General features: G+C 55.4%; 14 protein-coding genes. 10 read left to right on the top strand and 4 right to left on the bottom strand.

The genetic code is table 11. From position 1 onward, the window contains the following. The first annotated feature begins 18 nt into the window (after positions 1–18). Both NHG65_RS08225 and ybjG read left to right on the top strand, forming a co-directional pair. Positions 19–771, top strand: coding sequence for a phosphatase PAP2 family protein (locus NHG65_RS08225; protein WP_221344909.1), 753 nt, complete (start codon positions 19–21; stop codon positions 769–771). A 5-nt stretch (positions 772–776) separates the two neighbouring features. Further along, positions 777–1,382 (top strand): undecaprenyl-diphosphate phosphatase, encoded by a 606-nt coding sequence (gene ybjG / locus NHG65_RS08220; RefSeq protein WP_099064174.1) that lies wholly within the window; start codon positions 777–779, stop codon positions 1,380–1,382. 36 nt (positions 1,383–1,418) lie between these two features. On the opposite strand, the gene NHG65_RS08215 is transcribed toward ybjG, so the two are convergent. After that, on the bottom strand, positions 1,419–2,261 hold the full coding sequence (locus NHG65_RS08215) for an aldose epimerase family protein (protein WP_219015783.1): 843 nt from the start codon (positions 2,259–2,261) through the stop codon (positions 1,419–1,421). Between the two features lie 216 nt (positions 2,262–2,477). Between NHG65_RS08215 and deoC the strand changes: the two genes are divergently transcribed. The 4 genes from deoC (at position 2,478) to NHG65_RS08195 (ending at position 7,790) form a co-directional block, all read left to right on the top strand. Then, the gene (gene deoC / locus NHG65_RS08210) at positions 2,478–3,158 is read left to right on the top strand and encodes a deoxyribose-phosphate aldolase (RefSeq protein WP_413502597.1); all 681 of its coding nucleotides are present in this window, start codon (positions 2,478–2,480) and stop codon (positions 3,156–3,158) included. Between the two features lie 145 nt (positions 3,159–3,303). Further along, a complete protein-coding gene (deoR, locus tag NHG65_RS08205) occupies positions 3,304–4,068 on the top strand; it encodes a DNA-binding transcriptional repressor DeoR (RefSeq protein ID WP_099064172.1) in 765 nt (254 codons plus the stop codon). Positions 4,069–5,036: 968 nt separating this feature from the next. Further along, complete coding sequence (locus NHG65_RS08200) at positions 5,037–6,332, top strand: HAAAP family serine/threonine permease (RefSeq protein ID WP_174352891.1); 1,296 nt, start codon at positions 5,037–5,039, stop codon at positions 6,330–6,332. 90 nt (positions 6,333–6,422) lie between these two features. Continuing rightward, a complete protein-coding gene (locus NHG65_RS08195) occupies positions 6,423–7,790 on the top strand; it encodes an L-serine ammonia-lyase (RefSeq protein ID WP_413502596.1) in 1,368 nt (455 codons plus the stop codon). Positions 7,791–7,851: 61 nt separating this feature from the next. On the opposite strand, the gene NHG65_RS08190 is transcribed toward NHG65_RS08195, so the two are convergent. Continuing rightward, the gene (locus NHG65_RS08190; RefSeq protein WP_198404455.1) at positions 7,852–9,057 is read right to left on the bottom strand and encodes a serine hydrolase; all 1,206 of its coding nucleotides are present in this window, start codon (positions 9,055–9,057) and stop codon (positions 7,852–7,854) included. A gap of 464 nt (positions 9,058–9,521) precedes the next feature. Between NHG65_RS08190 and NHG65_RS08185 the strand changes: the two genes are divergently transcribed. Together NHG65_RS08185 and NHG65_RS08180 are read left to right on the top strand one after the other, a co-directional pair. After that, a complete protein-coding gene (locus NHG65_RS08185; RefSeq protein WP_413502595.1) occupies positions 9,522–10,889 on the top strand; it encodes a pyridoxal-phosphate dependent enzyme in 1,368 nt (455 codons plus the stop codon). Between the two features lie 17 nt (positions 10,890–10,906). After that, positions 10,907–12,052, top strand: a complete 1,146-nt coding sequence (locus NHG65_RS08180) for a trans-sulfuration enzyme family protein (protein WP_099064167.1) — start codon at positions 10,907–10,909, stop codon at positions 12,050–12,052. A 189-nt stretch (positions 12,053–12,241) separates the two neighbouring features. Here NHG65_RS08180 and NHG65_RS08175 read toward each other — a convergent pair whose 3' ends face one another. Then, entirely contained in the window at positions 12,242–13,270 is a 1,029-nt protein-coding gene (locus tag NHG65_RS08175) for an isopenicillin N synthase family dioxygenase (RefSeq protein ID WP_499183148.1), read from the bottom strand. A 293-nt stretch (positions 13,271–13,563) separates the two neighbouring features. Here NHG65_RS08175 and NHG65_RS08170 point away from each other — a divergent pair, with 293 nt between their 5' ends. Together NHG65_RS08170 and NHG65_RS08165 are read left to right on the top strand one after the other, a co-directional pair. Next, a complete protein-coding gene (locus NHG65_RS08170) occupies positions 13,564–14,220 on the top strand; it encodes an HAD family hydrolase (RefSeq protein ID WP_085116000.1) in 657 nt (218 codons plus the stop codon). A 103-nt stretch (positions 14,221–14,323) separates the two neighbouring features. Further along, entirely contained in the window at positions 14,324–14,944 is a 621-nt protein-coding gene (locus tag NHG65_RS08165; protein WP_099064163.1) for a glutathione S-transferase family protein, read from the top strand. 29 nt (positions 14,945–14,973) lie between these two features. Here NHG65_RS08165 and NHG65_RS08160 read toward each other — a convergent pair whose 3' ends face one another. Further along, positions 14,974–16,074: a PQQ-dependent sugar dehydrogenase gene (locus tag NHG65_RS08160; RefSeq protein WP_499183147.1), complete on the bottom strand. Its 1,101-nt coding sequence runs from the start codon at positions 16,072–16,074 to the stop codon at positions 14,974–14,976. Positions 16,075–16,183 lie beyond the last annotated feature (109 nt).

The raw sequence follows: 16,183 nt of genomic DNA, 5'->3' as shown, positions 1-16,183 counted from the left end.
CAGTGGCAGCATCCATTAATGTCACCGAGCCTGCGCGTGAATCCAAAACCTTCATTAAATCAATCCTCAACAACACCCCAAATTAAGACTAACGCCCTTTACTCCCTGTCGGCATCCTTTTACCGTTGGCAGGTTTTGGGATTGATAGTCAGTGGCTTGTTGTTCCTTTGGCTGTCGCGTAACGAACAGCTGGACTGGGCAGTCAGCAATTACTGGTTCGACGCCGCCAGTGGGCACTTCCCGTGGCAAAACGATCGCTGGCTGGACTTGATTAACCACCGCTTGCTGAAAATTGGCGTCATTACCGGTGCAGTGTTGGCGTTGTTTTGGGGAATTTTCCGCCGTAATCCGCGCATGATCGTCACCATGCTGCTGATCGGTATTGGCCCCTTGGTGGTCGGCATTCTGAAAGCCACCAGCGCGCACTCCTGCCCATGGGATTTGATCGAATACGGCGGCAAGGCCATGTCCTACCCCTTGTTCGGTGCAATCCCGGCAGAACCCGGTCCGGGCCGCTGCTTCCCTGGCGGCCATGCTTCCAGTGGCTTTGCAGTGATGGCGCTGTTTTTCCTGTTTTACCCGCAACGCCCACGCCTGGCTTACTGGTGCTGGTTCGGCGGTATTGCGCTCGGCATGCTGATGGGGTTTGGTCAGGTGATGCGCGGCGCACATTTTCTTACCCATAACCTGTGGGCGGGTTGGTGGGTTTGGCTCAGCCAGTTGGCTGTTTATTGGATGGTGAGCGGTTATAGCCGCCGCAAGACAAGGTAAATATTATGGAGCAGTTGAATTATCTTCTTTTCGCCTGGATCAATGCGACCCCGGCGTCCCCCGAATGGTTGATCGATCTCGCTACTTTTCTGGCGCGCGATCTCATTGCTATCGTGCCGATGCTGATCGTCGGACTCTGGCTGTGGGGGCCGCAGAATCAACTGGTATCGCAACGTGAAGTAGTGGCCAAGACGACAATTGCTCTGCTGTTCGCCATGCTTGCCTCAGCCACCATTGGCATGCTTTTGCCGCATGAGCGGCCGTTCGTCGCCGGTGTCGGTTATACCTTCCTGGCACATGCCCCGGACAGCTCCTTCCCGAGCGATCACGGCACCGCCATCTTTACCTTCGCTCTGGCCTTTTTGTTCTGGCACCGGGTTTGGTCAGGAATTTTATTGCTGATTGTGGCAGCCGGTATTGCCTGGTCACGTGTCTATTTGGGCGTGCACTGGCCGCTGGATATGGTGGGCGGTTTCCTGCTCGGTCTGGTCGGTTGCCTGTTTGCTCAACTGGTGTGGAACCTGTTTGGCGATATCATCGCCAACAAACTGACGCGCCTGTACCGTTTCCTGTTCGCCATCCCGATCCGCAAGGGCTGGGTGAAAGAGTAAATTGGCACTTTGGCAGGGGCGGCTCCGCCCCTGTTCTCACACCACACCGGTCGTCACACAAAACTCACGTGTTTTTCCCGCTCCTATCATCATCCCCGTCTGCCCACTTTGCTCCTGTGGGCTGCTGGTGGCCGGTTGAATGAACCTGAACAAACGCTGGTTCCCTTGTTGTGCAATAGGGCGCAGACCATAGTTGAACTGCTCGGTGGAAAACCGCGTGACGTAGCGCCTCCCCTTTGACGCCAACATAAAGAACTCGGCCTGATCGACATACAGTGACAGATCGTCCGTACACTGCACCCCCTGCTCGGCGATGCTCCCCGGAGGAGTCAGTGCCGGCATCGGTAAGTTCTGTCGGAACACCGCCGCGGGAATGCAGCCATAGTTGAGCTGGCAAACATAACTTAGCGATAGGGGGCGATTGGCAAGGTTGGTGATTTGCATATCAATCGAGAATTGGGCGCTGTCCGCCGTCAAACGTACCGCCGGGCGCAGTCGGCAATGTTGATGAGCAGACTCTCCACTGCCATACAGCGTCAACGTATCGCCCTCGACCTGCAACCACACTAGCTGCATGTCTGATAATGGGTCCCCCAGGTATGGCCAGGGTGAATGAAAGGCGACATTGCCCCCTGGTTTGCCTATCGGCGTTCTGGTACTACGACGGCCCGACTTCAGCGAGTAGCCATCAAAATCGGCATCCCAAATCGTCAAAACGCGGTAAGGCAATACCCGTAGTGAGCCGCGGCTGTTTGCCAGCGTCAGCATCGGCCCTGCTGTTTCACAGTTAAAAGTGGTGACTACAAAATCCGCATTGCGGAAAACTTCTTCTGGTTGCGCTCCGAACTGCTCTGGCGCCAGATTTATTATCATATCCATACTTTCCCCCTGGGTGTTCACGCGAGTTATCCCGCGGCCAACGCCTGTAAATGTTACTTAAATAACATTCCATCCGTCCCCATGTTATACACACAACAGCCAAAAAACGATGATCTGGGTATAATTTTTAAAACTTCACTATGTTTACCGCCAATGGAATGTTATTATTCTAACATTATTCACATCCTGCTTTGAAAACCTGACTAAGGAATCGAGATGACAACCGAAAACATTGATTACGCCCGCTATGTCGATCACACCCTGCTGGCGATGGACGCCACTGAAGAGCAAATCGCCAAACTGTGTGAAGAAGCACAGCAGCACAACTTCTACGCCGTCTGCGTTAACTCTGGCTATGTGCCACTGGCGGCGCACCTGCTGCAGGAAAGCGAAGTGAAAATCTGCTCAGTGATTGGTTTCCCACTGGGTGCCGGTCTGACCGTAGCCAAAGCCTTCGAAGCTAAAGCTGCCATTGCCGCCGGCGCGCAAGAAATTGACATGGTGATCAACGTTGGTTGGCTGAAAAGCGGCCTGCTGGACGAAGTCAAAGCCGATATCGCCGCCGTGCGCGAGGTTTGCGCGGCGATCCCGTTGAAGGTAATATTGGAAACCTGCCTGCTCAGCGATGAGCAGATCGTTCAGGTTTGTGAAATGTGTCGCGAACTCGATGTGGCCTTCGTTAAAACCTCAACCGGCTTCAGCACCGGCGGAGCTCGTGAAGAGCACGTCAAACTGATGCGCGCGACAGTGGGCAGTGAGATGGGTGTTAAAGCATCCGGCGCCGTGCGCGATCGCGCAACCGCCGAGAAGATGATCAAAGCAGGTGCGACTCGTATCGGCACCAGCTCTGGCGTAGCAATCGTTTCCGGTGATCAGGCTGCCGCCGGCAGTTACTGATAACCTGAGGCGTCTCAGTACCGGGCGCGCGCCGTGATAATCTGATGCGGGGTAATAAGTCCAGCCGATGGCTGGGTCCCTATTACCCCGCATTTGTGTGTTCAGCCCTGGAGAAACTCTCTTAACCCTGTGGGAAGACAGACAGATGGAAACGCGGCGCGAAGAACGTATCAATCGATTAGTGCAGGCGTTAAAGCGCTCTGACAAGATCCACTTAAAAGAAGCCGCCGTCCTGTTGGGCGTTTCAGAAATGACCATTCGCCGCGATCTCAGTGCGGAACCGGCTGCCGTGGTGCTGCTGGGCGGTTACGTGGTGGCCGATCCACGCAGTAACGGCGTCACCCACTATTTTGTTTCCGATCAAAAAGCCAAACAGGTCACGGAAAAGCGGCGCATCGGTTTGCTCGCCGCGCAGCTTATCAGTGAAAACGACACCGTGTTTTTCGACTGCGGCACTACCACCCCGGCAATCATCGACGCCATTGCCGACGACCTGGTGTTCACCGCGGTCTGCCACTCGCTGAATACTTTTCTGGCGTTACAGGACAAACCGAACTGCAAGGTGATCCTGTGCGGCGGTGAATTCAAGCCAAACAACTACATTTTCACCGCCGTCGGCCGCCACAACGAGCTGGATCATATCTGTCCCAATATCGCCTTTATCTCCGCCGCCGGTTTGAGCCTGCAACAGGGTGCCACCTGCTTTAACTTTGATGAGCTGGAGATGAAGCACCGGGCGATAGCAATGTCACAACAAAAAATTCTGGTGGCTGACCACAGTAAATTCGGTAAAACCAAACCCGCCTGCATTGGACCACTGACCCAATTCGACCGGGTGATCACCGATCGTCAGCCCGACCCGGAGTTTGCGGAGTTTTTCAGCGAAAACGCGATCGCCATTCGTTTTTAATCTGCCCCCTACCGTCGGCCCCGGCCGGCGGTGCCCTTCATTAGCCCCTTCTTGCCCGACAAAAACCGGACAAATAATGCGCAATTGATTCAATTGTTTTCTTATCCCTACGCGATATCAGGTTAATAAATTGAAACAGTTTCTCAGGCTTATTCCCTCTGTACAGATAAATCCGGCTTAATATTACTTTCTCGCCAGGTATAACAGCGCTTTTATATGATAAATCGCATTACCGTCTGCATGATAAATATCAACAATTGCGCAACCAATGCGCTTTAAATATAACCAATTTGGCTTATTTATATGATGAATGGTTAAGCATTTTTATCCGCTAACCAGTTAAGTAGTTTACCCGCGTTATTAGCTGGATATTTAAAATAAATACAGTAAAAACAAATAATTGAAACAAATTCCACTTAAATTAACAATGTGATCTGCGTCACTAAAACCGCTTAATCCGGGTTTTTAGCTAGATTCAAACCCCTGCTTAAAATATATTGCTCGACTTGCTGACAACGGCAGCGTTTTATCTGGTTACAGATTGTTCACGCCAGATAAACTCTGAAACATTGATGAGAGCGTTTTCAGCATGAAATCTTACACAAGTGCGCAACATATGCATGAAAAACCAATAAAAAAGCACTTAGCCGCACACATTACGCATTTGAGAGCATGATCACGGTTGTTTCTACTGTAAATCGTTATCTTGCCGCCAACGAAAATCGGCAGGCAATGACCTTCCGGCAGCAGTACCGATACGATGTCCTCGACGGGCTAAATATCATTAGATTAATTATCCGGCACCATTGCCAACGGTAATTAGATTATTAAACAACCAGGGGGCACCCACTATCCCCGCAAGCTACATCTGATTCTTACCGATGCCGTCATCTGATATTGCGTCATTCGGTCTTAACCTTAAGTTTTGCCTTTAATTTTAAATTAGCGTGTTCACTTCGGAGATATTTATGGACACTACACAGACCGGCACTATTGCCTCTGCGGCTTCTGGCTCTACCAGTACCTGGCGTAAAACCGACACCATGTGGATGTTGGGCCTGTACGGCACCGCGATCGGCGCGGGCGTCTTGTTCCTGCCAATCAACGCCGGTATCGGCGGTTTGATTCCCCTGATCATCATGGCCATCATCGCTTTCCCGATGACCTTCTTCGCGCACCGTGGCCTGTGCCGCTTTGTGCTCTCCGGTAAAAATGCCGGTGAAAACATCACCGAAGTGGTTGAAGAACACTTTGGTATCAGCGCCGGTAAGCTGATTACCCTGCTCTACTTCTTTGCTATCTACCCGATCCTGTTGGTTTACAGCGTCGCCATCACCAATACCGTCGACAGCTTTATTACCCACCAATTGGGTATGACTTCGCCACCACGTGCCATTCTGTCGCTGATCCTGATTGTCGGCCTGATGACCATCGTGCGTTTCGGTGAGCAGGCTATCGTGAAAACCATGAGCATCCTGGTCTTCCCGTTTGTCGCCGTGCTGATGCTGCTGGCCCTGTACCTGATCCCGAACTGGAGCACCGCTATCTTCGAGAACGTTTCTCTGTCCGGCGCAGGTACGGGTATGGGTCACGGTCTGGTTGTCACCCTGTGGCTGGCAATTCCGGTGATGGTGTTCTCCTTCAACCATTCACCTATCATCTCCGCATTTGCGGTGGCCAAGCGTGAAGAATACGGTCAGGAAGAAGCCGAGAAGAAATGCTCACGCATTCTGGGCTTCGCTCACATCATGATGGTGTTGACCGTGATGTTCTTCGTGTTCAGCTGTGTGCTGAGCCTGTCGCCGGAAAACCTGGCGGAAGCCAAGGCGCAGAACATCTCCATTCTGTCTTACCTGGCCAACCACTTTAATAACCCGATGATCGCCTACATCGCGCCGGTTATCGCCTTTATCGCCATCACCAAATCGTTCCTCGGTCATTACCTGGGTGCACGTGAAGGCTTTAACGGTCTGATCGCCAAGTCGATGAAGAGCCGCGGCAAGACCATCAGCACCAACAAACTGAACCGTATCACCGCCCTGTTTATGCTGGTGACCACCTGGATTGTTGCGACCCTGAACCCAAGCATCCTCGGCATGATCGAGAATATGGGTGGTCCAATCATCGCCATGTTGCTGTTCCTGATGCCGATGTACGCCATCCGTAAAGTACCGGCAATGCGCAAATACAGCGGCCACATCAGCAACGTGTTCGTGGTAGTGATGGGCCTGATCGCCATCTCCGCAATCCTGTATAGCTTCTAATGACGCCCAGCCGGCGCACCTGCGCCGGCTTCTCGCACGGCCCTCCCTTTCCTGCATTAACGCCTAACACCTGAAGAAGGAGGCGAGACCATGGTCAGCGTTTTCGATATTTTCAAAATTGGTATTGGTCCATCCAGTTCCCACACCGTCGGCCCGATGAAAGCCGGCAAGCTGTTTGTCGATGAATTGATTGCCAACCAGCAGTTAATGGATACCACTCGCGTGGTGGTGGACGTCTACGGTTCGCTGTCGCTGACCGGCAAAGGTCACCACACCGATATCGCGATTATCATGGGGTTGGCGGGTAACCTGCCGCACGACGTAGATATCGACGGCATCGCCGGTTTTATCCGCGACGTTGAACAACGCGGTCGCCTGCTGCTGGCCAAGGGCCACCACGAGGTGGATTTCCCGCTGCAGACCAGCATGAACTTCAGCAAAGATAATCTGCCGCTGCATGAAAACGGCATGCGCATCAGCGCGTTCGCCGGTGAGCAGCAGTTGCACAGTAAAACTTATTACTCCACCGGCGGCGGTTTTATCGTCGATGAAGAAAATTTCGGCCTGGCCGCGACCAATACGGTTCAGGTGCCCTTCCCGTTCAACTCTGCGCGTGACTTGCAGCAACACTGCAAAGACGCCGGTTTGTCGCTGTCCGGCCTGGTGATGCAAAACGAATTGGCGCTGCACAGCAAGGCCGAGATCGACGCACACTTCGCCGATGTCTGGCAGGTGATGCGCGCTGGTATCGAACGCGGCATGAACACCGAAGGCCTGTTGCCCGGCCCGATGAAGGTTCAGCGCCGCGCCGCCGCCCTGCGCCGTCTGCTGGTGACCGGTGACAAGAACAATATCGATCCGATGAACGTCGTCGACTGGATCAACATGTTCGCCTTCGCCGTTAACGAAGAGAACGCTGCCGGTGGCCGCGTGGTGACCGCTCCAACCAACGGTGCCTGTGGCATCATCCCGGCGGTGCTGGCCTATTACGACCAGTTTATTCGTCCGGTGAACCCCAATTCCTACAGCCGTTATTTCCTGACGTCCGGCGTGATCGGTGCGTTGTATAAGATGAATGCTTCGATTTCCGGCGCCGAAGTGGGTTGTCAGGGCGAAGTCGGCGTCGCCTGCTCAATGGCGGCGGCAGGGCTGGCAGAATTGATGGGCGGCAGCCCGGCACAGGTTTGCATTGCGGCGGAAATCGCCATGGAGCACCACCTGGGGCTGACCTGCGATCCGCTGGCCGGTCAGGTTCAGGTGCCCTGTATCGAGCGTAACGCGATTTCCGCAGTGAAAGCGGTCAATGCCGCACGTATGGCGCTGCGTCGTACCAGTGAACCGCGCGTGTGCCTGGATAAGGTGATCGAAACCATGTATGAGACGGGCAAGGACATGAACGCCAAGTACCGCGAGACTTCGCAAGGCGGCCTGGCGATCAAGGTGGTGGCCTGTAACTGATCAAAAAGAGGGCGCAATCCTGTGGACTGCGCCCTCGTCTTAAAGCTAATTGCTGTTGTTCTTAACCGAACACGCTACCGAACCATTGAGTCAGCTTCATCATCACCATGTCCCAGATACGGCTGAAGAAGTTACCTTCTTTCACTTCCTGCATCGCCACCAGCGGATACTGCTCAATGGTTTTACCGTCGAGCTGGAAATCAATGGTGCCGACTACCTGATTTTTCGCCAACGGCGCTTCCAGCGTCGGTTGGTTCAGCTTGTAACTGGCCTTCAGGTTTTTCATCTGCCCTTTCGGGATGGTGACAGCGGCGTCTTTCGCTACGCCCAACGGCACTTCCCCGACATCGCCAAACCACACTTTCTGGGTCACGAACGGCTTGTCCGTTTTGATTGGCGTGGCGGTTTCATAGAAGCGGAAACCCCAGGTCAGCAGTTTTTCACTTTCGCTAAAGCGGATACGGTCGCTCGGCGCGCCCAGCACCACCGAAATCAAACGCATCGGGCCATCGGTAGCGGAGGCCACCAGGTTATGGCCGGCACCGCCGGTGTAACCGGTTTTGATGCCGTCAACGGTCAGGTTGGTGCTCCACAACAGACGGTTGCGGTTAACCTGGCGGATCTTGTTGAAGGTGAACTCTTTTTCTTTGTGCAGCGCGTACTCATCCGGCACATCGCGGATCAACGCCTGGCTGAGCAAGGCCATATCGCGTGCGGTGCTGTACTGCCCTTCCGCATCCAGACCGTGCACCGTCAGGAAGTGGGTATTCTGCAAGCCCAGCGATTTGGCGTAGTTGTTCATCAGGCCGACAAACGAATCCTGACTGCCCGCGACATAGTCGGCCAAGGCGATGCTGGCATCGTTACCCGACTGAATGACGATGCCCTTGTTCAGTTCCATCACCGGCACCTGATCGCCCGGCTTGATAAACATCAGCGAGGAACCGCGCAGCGCCGGGTTGCCGGTAGCCCATGCGTCCTTACCGACGGTCACCATATCTTCGGGCTTGATCTTGCCGGCCTTGATCGCCTGGCCGATCACATAACTGGACATGATCTTGGTCAGGCTGGCGGGATCGAGACGGGTATCGGCATTGCCCTCCGCCAGAATTTTGCCGCTGTTGTAATCCATCAGCACATAGGCCTTGGCATCTACCTGTGGCGCCGCCGGCGCTTCGGCCGCCTGGACAACAGGGACAGCCAGCAACAGTATGCTGACGCTAAAAGTTAATTTTTTCAGAGTGGTAGGTAAGTTTCTTTTCATCATGACGTCGCCAGAGTGTCCATTCAAATCATTGAAATAGCGTTAACTTTCAAACATATTCACGTTTTCAGCCAACCAGCGAGAGTGGCCCGGCACGCGTTTGCCAACCGCAATCTCCCTGCGGCCCCATGACGGGTGAGCGGCGCACCGAAAATGCCCTTGCTGTGAGTTTATTAGATTCATCTTATTTTTGCAGGGTTTAGCGTGAATTTTCAGCATTTTTACATAACTGTACGCTGTTACGCGCAATTTGGATGAAAAGCCAACCGTACGTGGTTTTTTTATACTACCCACGGCTACACGGCCAAACATCCAAACTGCTGCACATCTGCGCTTCTATACGTCCAAATTAGATTAATATATTCCAAAAAGGCATATTGAACGGTTATTTGTTCTTTTTAATAGGCTTATTGGCAGCGCTATCATCCAGACAACGGCTTTAAACCGAATTATTCTGGAGATCCCCCATGGCTATACCGCATTCCGTCATCGATCTGATCGGCAACACCCCGATGCTGGAACTGACCCAGTTCGATACCGGTCCCTGCCGGCTGTTCGTCAAACTGGAGAATCAAAACCCCGGCGGCTCAATCAAGGACCGCGTGGCGCTCTCGATGATCGAACAGGCAGAACGTGACGGCAGCCTGCAACCCGGCGGTACCATCATTGAAGCCACCGCCGGCAATACCGGCCTCGGGCTGGCACTGGTGGCGGCCCTGAAGGGGTATAAGCTGTTGCTGGTGGTGCCGGACAAGATGAGCCGCGAGAAGATTTTCCATCTGCGCGCACTGGGTGTGGAAGTGGTACTGACCCGCTCCGACGTCGGCAAGGGCCACCCGGCTTACTATCAGGATTATGCCCAACGTCTGGCGAGCGAGACTGCCGGCGCTTTCTATATCGATCAGTTTAATAACCCGGCCAATCCGGCGGCCCATACCCGCACTACAGCACCGGAACTGTGGCAGCAGATGGACCATCAGGTCGACGCCATCGTGGTCGGCGTCGGTTCTGGCGGTACGCTGGGTGGTCTGAGCCGTTATTTCGCCGAGGTGTCGCCCCAGACCGAGTTTGTTTTGGCTGACCCTGCCGGTTCGATCCTGGCGGACTATCTCGATAACGGCCAGATAGGTGAGGCTGGCAGTTGGCTGGTAGAAGGTATTGGCGAAGATTTCGTCCCGCCGCTGAGCGACTTTAATCAGGTGCGTAACGCCTACCGCATCGGGGATGCCGAGGCCTTTACCACCGCGCGCGATTTGTTGCGTAAAGAAGGCGTATTGGCCGGTTCATCCACCGGCACCCTACTGGCTGCCGCGCTTCGCTATTGCCAGGCGCAGACCGAACCAAAACGCGTGGTCACCTTCGTCTGCGACAGCGGCAATAAATACCTGTCTAAAATGTATAACGATCACTGGATGCTGGAACAGGGCCTGCTGAGCAAGCCGCAACACGGTGACCTGCGCGATCTGATCGCCTACCGTCATGACGAAGGCGCTGCGGTGTCGGTGGCTTCGGAAGATACCCTGGCGATCGTCCATGCCCGCATGCGGTTGTATGACATTTCACAGTTACCGGTGCTGGAGGGCGATCGGGTGATCGGCCTGATCGACGAGTGGGATTTGCTGAACGCCGTGCAGGCGGACGCCAGCCACTTCAGCCTGCCGGCCTCCCGCGCCATGACCCATTCGGTCAAAACCTTGCAAAAAGAAGCCAGCTATCAGGATTTGCTCGCCACCTTCAATCACGGCCACGTGGCGGTGGTGCTCGACGGCGAGCGCTTCCTCGGTCTGATTACCCGCACCGACGTGCTTAACGCCTGGCGCCAGAAATTACGCTAATAAATAAGGAAGATTGTATGGCCAAGTTTGATACGTTGACCGTCCATGCCGGCTACACGCCGGATGCTACCGGCGCAGTGATGCCGGCCATTTACGCCACCTCCACCTACGCCCAACCGGCGCCGGGCGAGCATACCGGCTATGAATATTCGCGCAGCGCCAACCCGACGCGCACCGCGCTGGAGAGTGCCATCGCCGAACTGGAGGGCGGCAGCCGCGGTTACGCCTTTGCCTCTGGCCTGGCGGCCTGTTCAACGGTGCTGGAGCTGCTCGACCAGGGCAGCCATCTGGTGGCGGTTGACGATCTGTACGGCGGGACCTATCGGTTGTTGGAAAAAGTGCGTAGTCGCACTGCCGGCCTGCGGGTCACCTATGTTTCCCCGGCGGACATTGCCGCGCTGGAGCAGGCGATCGAACCGGATACCAAAATGATCTGGGTAGAAACGCCGACCAACCCGCTGTTGAAACTGGCGGACCTGAGTGCGATCGCCGCGATCGCCAAAAAACACGGTTTGATCAGCGTGGCGGACAACACCTTCGCCTCGCCTTATATTCAACGTCCGCTGGAGCTCGGCTTTGACGTAGTGGTGCATTCGGCCACCAAATACCTCAACGGACATTCCGACGTGGTGGCCGGCGTGGCCGCTGTAGGGAATAACCCGGAGCTGGCCGAACAACTGGGCTTTTTACAAAACGCGGTGGGTGGCATTCTCGATCCATTCAGCAGCTTCCTGACGCTGCGCGGTATCCGCACGCTGGCGCTGCGCATGGAGCGTCACAGTAACAGTGCTTTGCGTATTGCCCAGTGGCTGGAAAGCCAGCCGCAGGTAGAAGACGTCTACTATCCGGGCCTGCCGAGCCACCCGCAGCATGGGTTGGCGGCAAAGCAGATGAGCAGCTTTGGCGGCATGATTTCAGTGCGGCTGAAAGGTGATGATGCCTTTGCCCGTCGGGTGATCAAGCGTTCTCAGCTGTTCACCCTGGCAGAAAGTCTGGGCGGGGTGGAAAGTCTGATCAGCCAGCCGTTCAGCATGACCCATGCGTCAATCCCGCTGGAGCAGCGGCTGAAAACCGGCATCACGCCGCAGTTGCTGCGCCTGTCGGTGGGCATTGAGGATGCAGAAGATCTGATCGCCGATCTGCAGCAAGCGCTGGCGGAATAATCGCAGCCCTCAGACGACTGACAAAGTTGGTTATTAGGGAGAGCGTGCCGAAGGGGTCGTAGCAGCTTTAGCTGCCGGAGTGCCCCTCGGTGCGCTAGGCCCGAGTATCTCAAACTGGAAGACAACTGCAAAAGGCCTACATCTTGCCAGGCCTTCCCATTTGAATCTGAGTTCTGGCCCTTTTAGTTTTCACACTACAGCACCAATAACATCCTGATAGTAGCGCTGCGCCACATCGGGATGAGAGCGAATACGTCCCTTCAGGTAGTTAAAACCCACGTCACGCAACAGCGGATTATGCGGATCGCTGGCCGGTCCGTGCGCCTCAGTCATCAGAGATGCCGGAAGCTGATAAAGTGGCACCACGGCATCCAACCGAGCGCCAAGGAAGAAGGCAATCGACAAACGGTCGCTGCCCGCAGGCGGTGTCTCTACCCGGTGTACCGTGGCACGCAGATAGCCATTGGTTGCCAGCTCCAGCAGCTCACCGATATTCACCACAAAGGTGTCCTCAAGCGGTTCGGCGTCAATCCATCGCCCTTCGTCAATTTCAACCTGCAGACCCTTTTGCCGGTCCTGCAACAGAAAGCTGAGAAACCCGGAGTCTTTATGGGCACCCACCCCTTGCCCGCTGGCGGTCGCCTCGCGCCCCGGATAACGGATCAGTTTGATATGTTCATTGGGTTTGTCGCCGTAGAGCGCATCAAATGCCTGCTCCGGTAAAGAAAGCGCCAGGGCAAAAGCGCGCAACAGTCGCAGCGACATGGCGGTCATCGCCTGTTGCCACTGCAACAGCAGCGGCTTCAATTCGGGCAAGGCCTCAGGCCATTGATTCGGCCCCTGTAAACGCGCCCAACGCGGGGTTTCATTAGCCAGTTGCAGCGCAGGACGTTCCGCGCCGATATCAAACTGCTCACGCCAGTCCGGCTGCCCGCGCGTCAGTTCGGCTGCTGCACGGTTATAACCGCGAAAGTGCGGCGAATGTACCATCTGCACCGCCAGCTTGTCGGCTTCCGGCAGGGCGAAAAATTGCCTGGCATACTGCTGCAATTGAGCATTCAGCCGGTTATCTACGCCGTGTCCACGCAGATAGAAAAAACCTGCGTCACGCGCTGCCGCACGCAGCTCATCAAGGAATCTCTGCCGCTGCCGCGCGTCGCCGTCAAGCTGCGAAAGATCCAGCAGCGGCAGCGTCCTCAGCGTCAGTGGTGGTGTCATTATCCTGTTCCTCTTCATCCCCGACAAAAACCGGGCCGCTATAAAGGCGAATTATCAGCATCTTTAACTCCTGGATGACCAGTACATGGTCCCTATAGTTACCACCCCGCCAACGATGCCAGCCAATATTGTTGCGTTCTAAGTTATGCAAAGCTTCAACAAAGTGTCGCAAAACTGTCATCAATGTTTCTTATGCTCTGCGCAATTTGTTCGTCGCCACTGGCTGGCGGCTTACGCTATCCGCTATTCTGTATACACCGCCATTTCACTCCCTGCCTGCCGGAGAAATACTGATGGATTTAGCCTTATTCGACCTGGATGAAACCCTGATTGATGATGACAGCGCCAGCCTGTGGATGCGCTGGTTAGTCACCGAGGGGTTTGCGCCGGCGGAACTGGAACAGCAGGAACAGCAACTGATGCAGCTCTATTATCAGGGCAAGCTGTCGATGGAGGATTACATGCAGGCCACGCTGGCCCCACTGGCCGGTCTGAGCACCCAGACGGTGGCCGGTTGGGTGCAGCGTTATATCCGCCGCGATATTCTGCCGCGCGTCTACCCCGCCGCCCGTGAACGCCTGCTGTGGCACCGTGAACGTGGCGACTGCATTCTGGTTATTTCCGCCACGGGCGAACATCTGGTTGCGCCGATAGCCGCACAACTGGGTGCCGACGGCGCGCTGGCGATTGGTGTTGAAGTGCAAGACGGCCGCTTCACCGGCAACACTTACGGCACCATGACCTACCAGCAGGGCAAGGTGATCCGCCTGAAAAAGTGGCTGGCCGAACACCCGGAGCTGAGCTTTGAACACAGCCATGGCTACAGCGATTCCCTCAACGACAAGGCGATGCTGGAATATGTCGACAGCGCCACGGTGATCAACCCGGACACGGAGCTCAATGCGCTGGCAGTCGAAAAGGGTTGGGAGATTTGCCGCTGGGAGCGCTAAATGACAATCCGGTCGGCAAAAAATGCCTTCCGGTGTGACAACCGCTGAATTGTGGCGTACGAATAACAGCTTAGGTTAATTCACCCGTATAAAGAGGCGTTCTATGCTGACCATTTGGGGTCGTGAAAATTCGAACAATGTCAGGAAAGTGCTGTGGTGCGCCGCAGAGCTGGAGCTGAACTATAGCCATATCAATGCCGGTGGCGCATTCGGCAAGGTGAACGACGAGCTCTACCGCTCATTAAACCCGAACGGTCTGGTGCCGTTACTGCAGGACGGTGACTTCGTGCTGTGGGAATCCAACACCATAGTGCGTTATCTGGCGGCGAAATTTGGCAGCGAACCGTTCTACCCGCAGGATCTGCAGGCACGCGCCAGCGCTGAGAAATGGATGGACTGGACCACCGCCACCATCGTCAGCCACTTTAGCGTGGTGTTCTGGGGCCTGGTGCGTACCAAGCCGGAACTGCGCGACATGGCCAAGATTGAAGCGGCGATCGCCACGCTGGAAAAGCACTTCGACATTGTGGAAGAGACCCTGGGCCGCCAGCCTTACCTTTCCGGCGAGTCGTTCGGTATCGGTGACATCCCGCTCGGCAGCTTTGCTTACGCCTGGTTCTCAATGCCAATTAAGCGCCAACCCCGCCCGAACATGGAGCGCTGGTACCAGCAGTTAACCGCCCGCCCCGCTTATCAGCAGGGTGTGATGAGTGAGTTAACCTGATTTTTCTGCGCCCCTCCCGGGGCGTTTTTTTACGACGCCCCGACCTTCAGCAGCTTACCGTCACTCTCATCCGTCAGCAGATAAAGATAACCATCAGGTCCGGTGCGCACTTCGCGAATGCGTTCGCCTTGATCAGCCAGCAGCCGTTCCTCCCCCACAACTTTATTACCGTCCAGCGTCAGACGGATTAACTCTTTTTGCGCCAACGCGCCAATAAACAGCGAATGCCGCCAGGCAGGGAAGCGTTGCGAATCATAGAACGCCATGCCGCTGATACCGGGCGACACCGGCCAATGATGCAGCGGCGGTTCGGTGCCGACTACCTTCTGCCCTTTAGCCTCCGGGATCGCCAACCCGGAATAATTAATGCCATAGGTGGCGATCGGCCAACCGTAGTTTTTCCCGGCCTGAGGAATATTGATCTCATCCCCGCCGCGCGGGCCATGCTCATGCTCCCAGATGGCACCGCTCCAGGGGTTCAGCGCCAATCCCTGTGGATTGCGCTGGCCATAAGACCAGATTTCTGGCCGCTTACCGGCCTGACCGACAAACGGATTATCCGGCGGTACGGCCCCCTCGGCGGTTAACCGCAGGATCTTGCCCTGCAGCTTGTCCAGATCCTGCGCCGTCGGCCGCTGGTTATTTTCGCCCAGTGCGATAAACAGATATCCCTGACGATCGAACGCCAGCTTGCCACCGAAGTGATTACCGACCGACAACTTCGGCTGCTGACGGAAAATCACCCTGAAGTTCTCCAGCCGCCGGCTGTCGGCGCTTAGCTGGCCGTAGCCCACCGCGGTTCCCGCCTTGCCATCCTCACCCACTTCGGCAAAGCTGAGGTAAACCCGCCTGCTGTCGGCAAAATCCGGCGCCAACAGCACTTCCAGCAGGCCACCCTGCCCCTGGGCATACACCTGTGGCACGCCGCTAATCGGCGCTGACAGCCCTTTCTCTTGCTGCCACAACCGCAGACGGCCCGGTTTTTCAGTGATTAACATTCCCCGATCGCCAGGCAAAAACGCCAGCGACCATGGGTGTTCCAATTTATCCTGTAATTGCGTGACCGTCGGCGCGGCGTGCAACAGACCACTGAACAACAGTAAAGCGGCCATCATGCTCAATCGGGGCATAGCGTCCTCCTGGACAGAAACTGACCCACTTAGTGTAGCCCAGTAGGATGATCCCCACGTTTGTTTTAAATTTCAATATGTTGCCTTTTCCACGGACTGTGCTTAAGTT

It is taken from the genome of Serratia myotis (assembly GCF_027474885.1).
Classification (GTDB): Bacteria; Pseudomonadota; Gammaproteobacteria; order Enterobacterales; family Enterobacteriaceae; genus Serratia; species Serratia proteamaculans.
This window is presented reverse-complemented; position numbering and strand designations above follow the sequence as displayed.

What these genes read in the sequence shown, in the direction of transcription:
- NHG65_RS08225 (WP_221344909.1), top strand. Translation starts at nt 19, where the DNA reads ATGTCACCGAGCCTGCGCGTGAATCCAAAACCTTCATTAAATCAATCC.
- ybjG (WP_099064174.1), top strand. Translation starts at nt 777, where the DNA reads ATGGAGCAGTTGAATTATCTTCTTTTCGCCTGGATCAATGCGACCCCG.
- NHG65_RS08215 (WP_219015783.1), bottom strand. Translation starts at nt 2,261, where the DNA reads ATGGATATGATAATAAATCTGGCGCCAGAGCAGTTCGGAGCGCAACCA.
- deoC (WP_413502597.1), top strand. Translation starts at nt 2,478, where the DNA reads ATGACAACCGAAAACATTGATTACGCCCGCTATGTCGATCACACCCTG.
- deoR (WP_099064172.1), top strand. Translation starts at nt 3,304, where the DNA reads ATGGAAACGCGGCGCGAAGAACGTATCAATCGATTAGTGCAGGCGTTA.
- NHG65_RS08200 (WP_174352891.1), top strand. Translation starts at nt 5,037, where the DNA reads ATGGACACTACACAGACCGGCACTATTGCCTCTGCGGCTTCTGGCTCT.
- NHG65_RS08195 (WP_413502596.1), top strand. Translation starts at nt 6,423, where the DNA reads ATGGTCAGCGTTTTCGATATTTTCAAAATTGGTATTGGTCCATCCAGT.
- NHG65_RS08190 (WP_198404455.1), bottom strand. Translation starts at nt 9,057, where the DNA reads ATGATGAAAAGAAACTTACCTACCACTCTGAAAAAATTAACTTTTAGC.
- NHG65_RS08185 (WP_413502595.1), top strand. Translation starts at nt 9,522, where the DNA reads ATGGCTATACCGCATTCCGTCATCGATCTGATCGGCAACACCCCGATG.
- NHG65_RS08180 (WP_099064167.1), top strand. Translation starts at nt 10,907, where the DNA reads ATGGCCAAGTTTGATACGTTGACCGTCCATGCCGGCTACACGCCGGAT.
- NHG65_RS08175 (WP_499183148.1), bottom strand. Translation starts at nt 13,270, where the DNA reads ATGACACCACCACTGACGCTGAGGACGCTGCCGCTGCTGGATCTTTCG.
- NHG65_RS08170 (WP_085116000.1), top strand. Translation starts at nt 13,564, where the DNA reads ATGGATTTAGCCTTATTCGACCTGGATGAAACCCTGATTGATGATGAC.
- NHG65_RS08165 (WP_099064163.1), top strand. Translation starts at nt 14,324, where the DNA reads ATGCTGACCATTTGGGGTCGTGAAAATTCGAACAATGTCAGGAAAGTG.
- NHG65_RS08160 (WP_499183147.1), bottom strand. Translation starts at nt 16,074, where the DNA reads ATGCCCCGATTGAGCATGATGGCCGCTTTACTGTTGTTCAGTGGTCTG.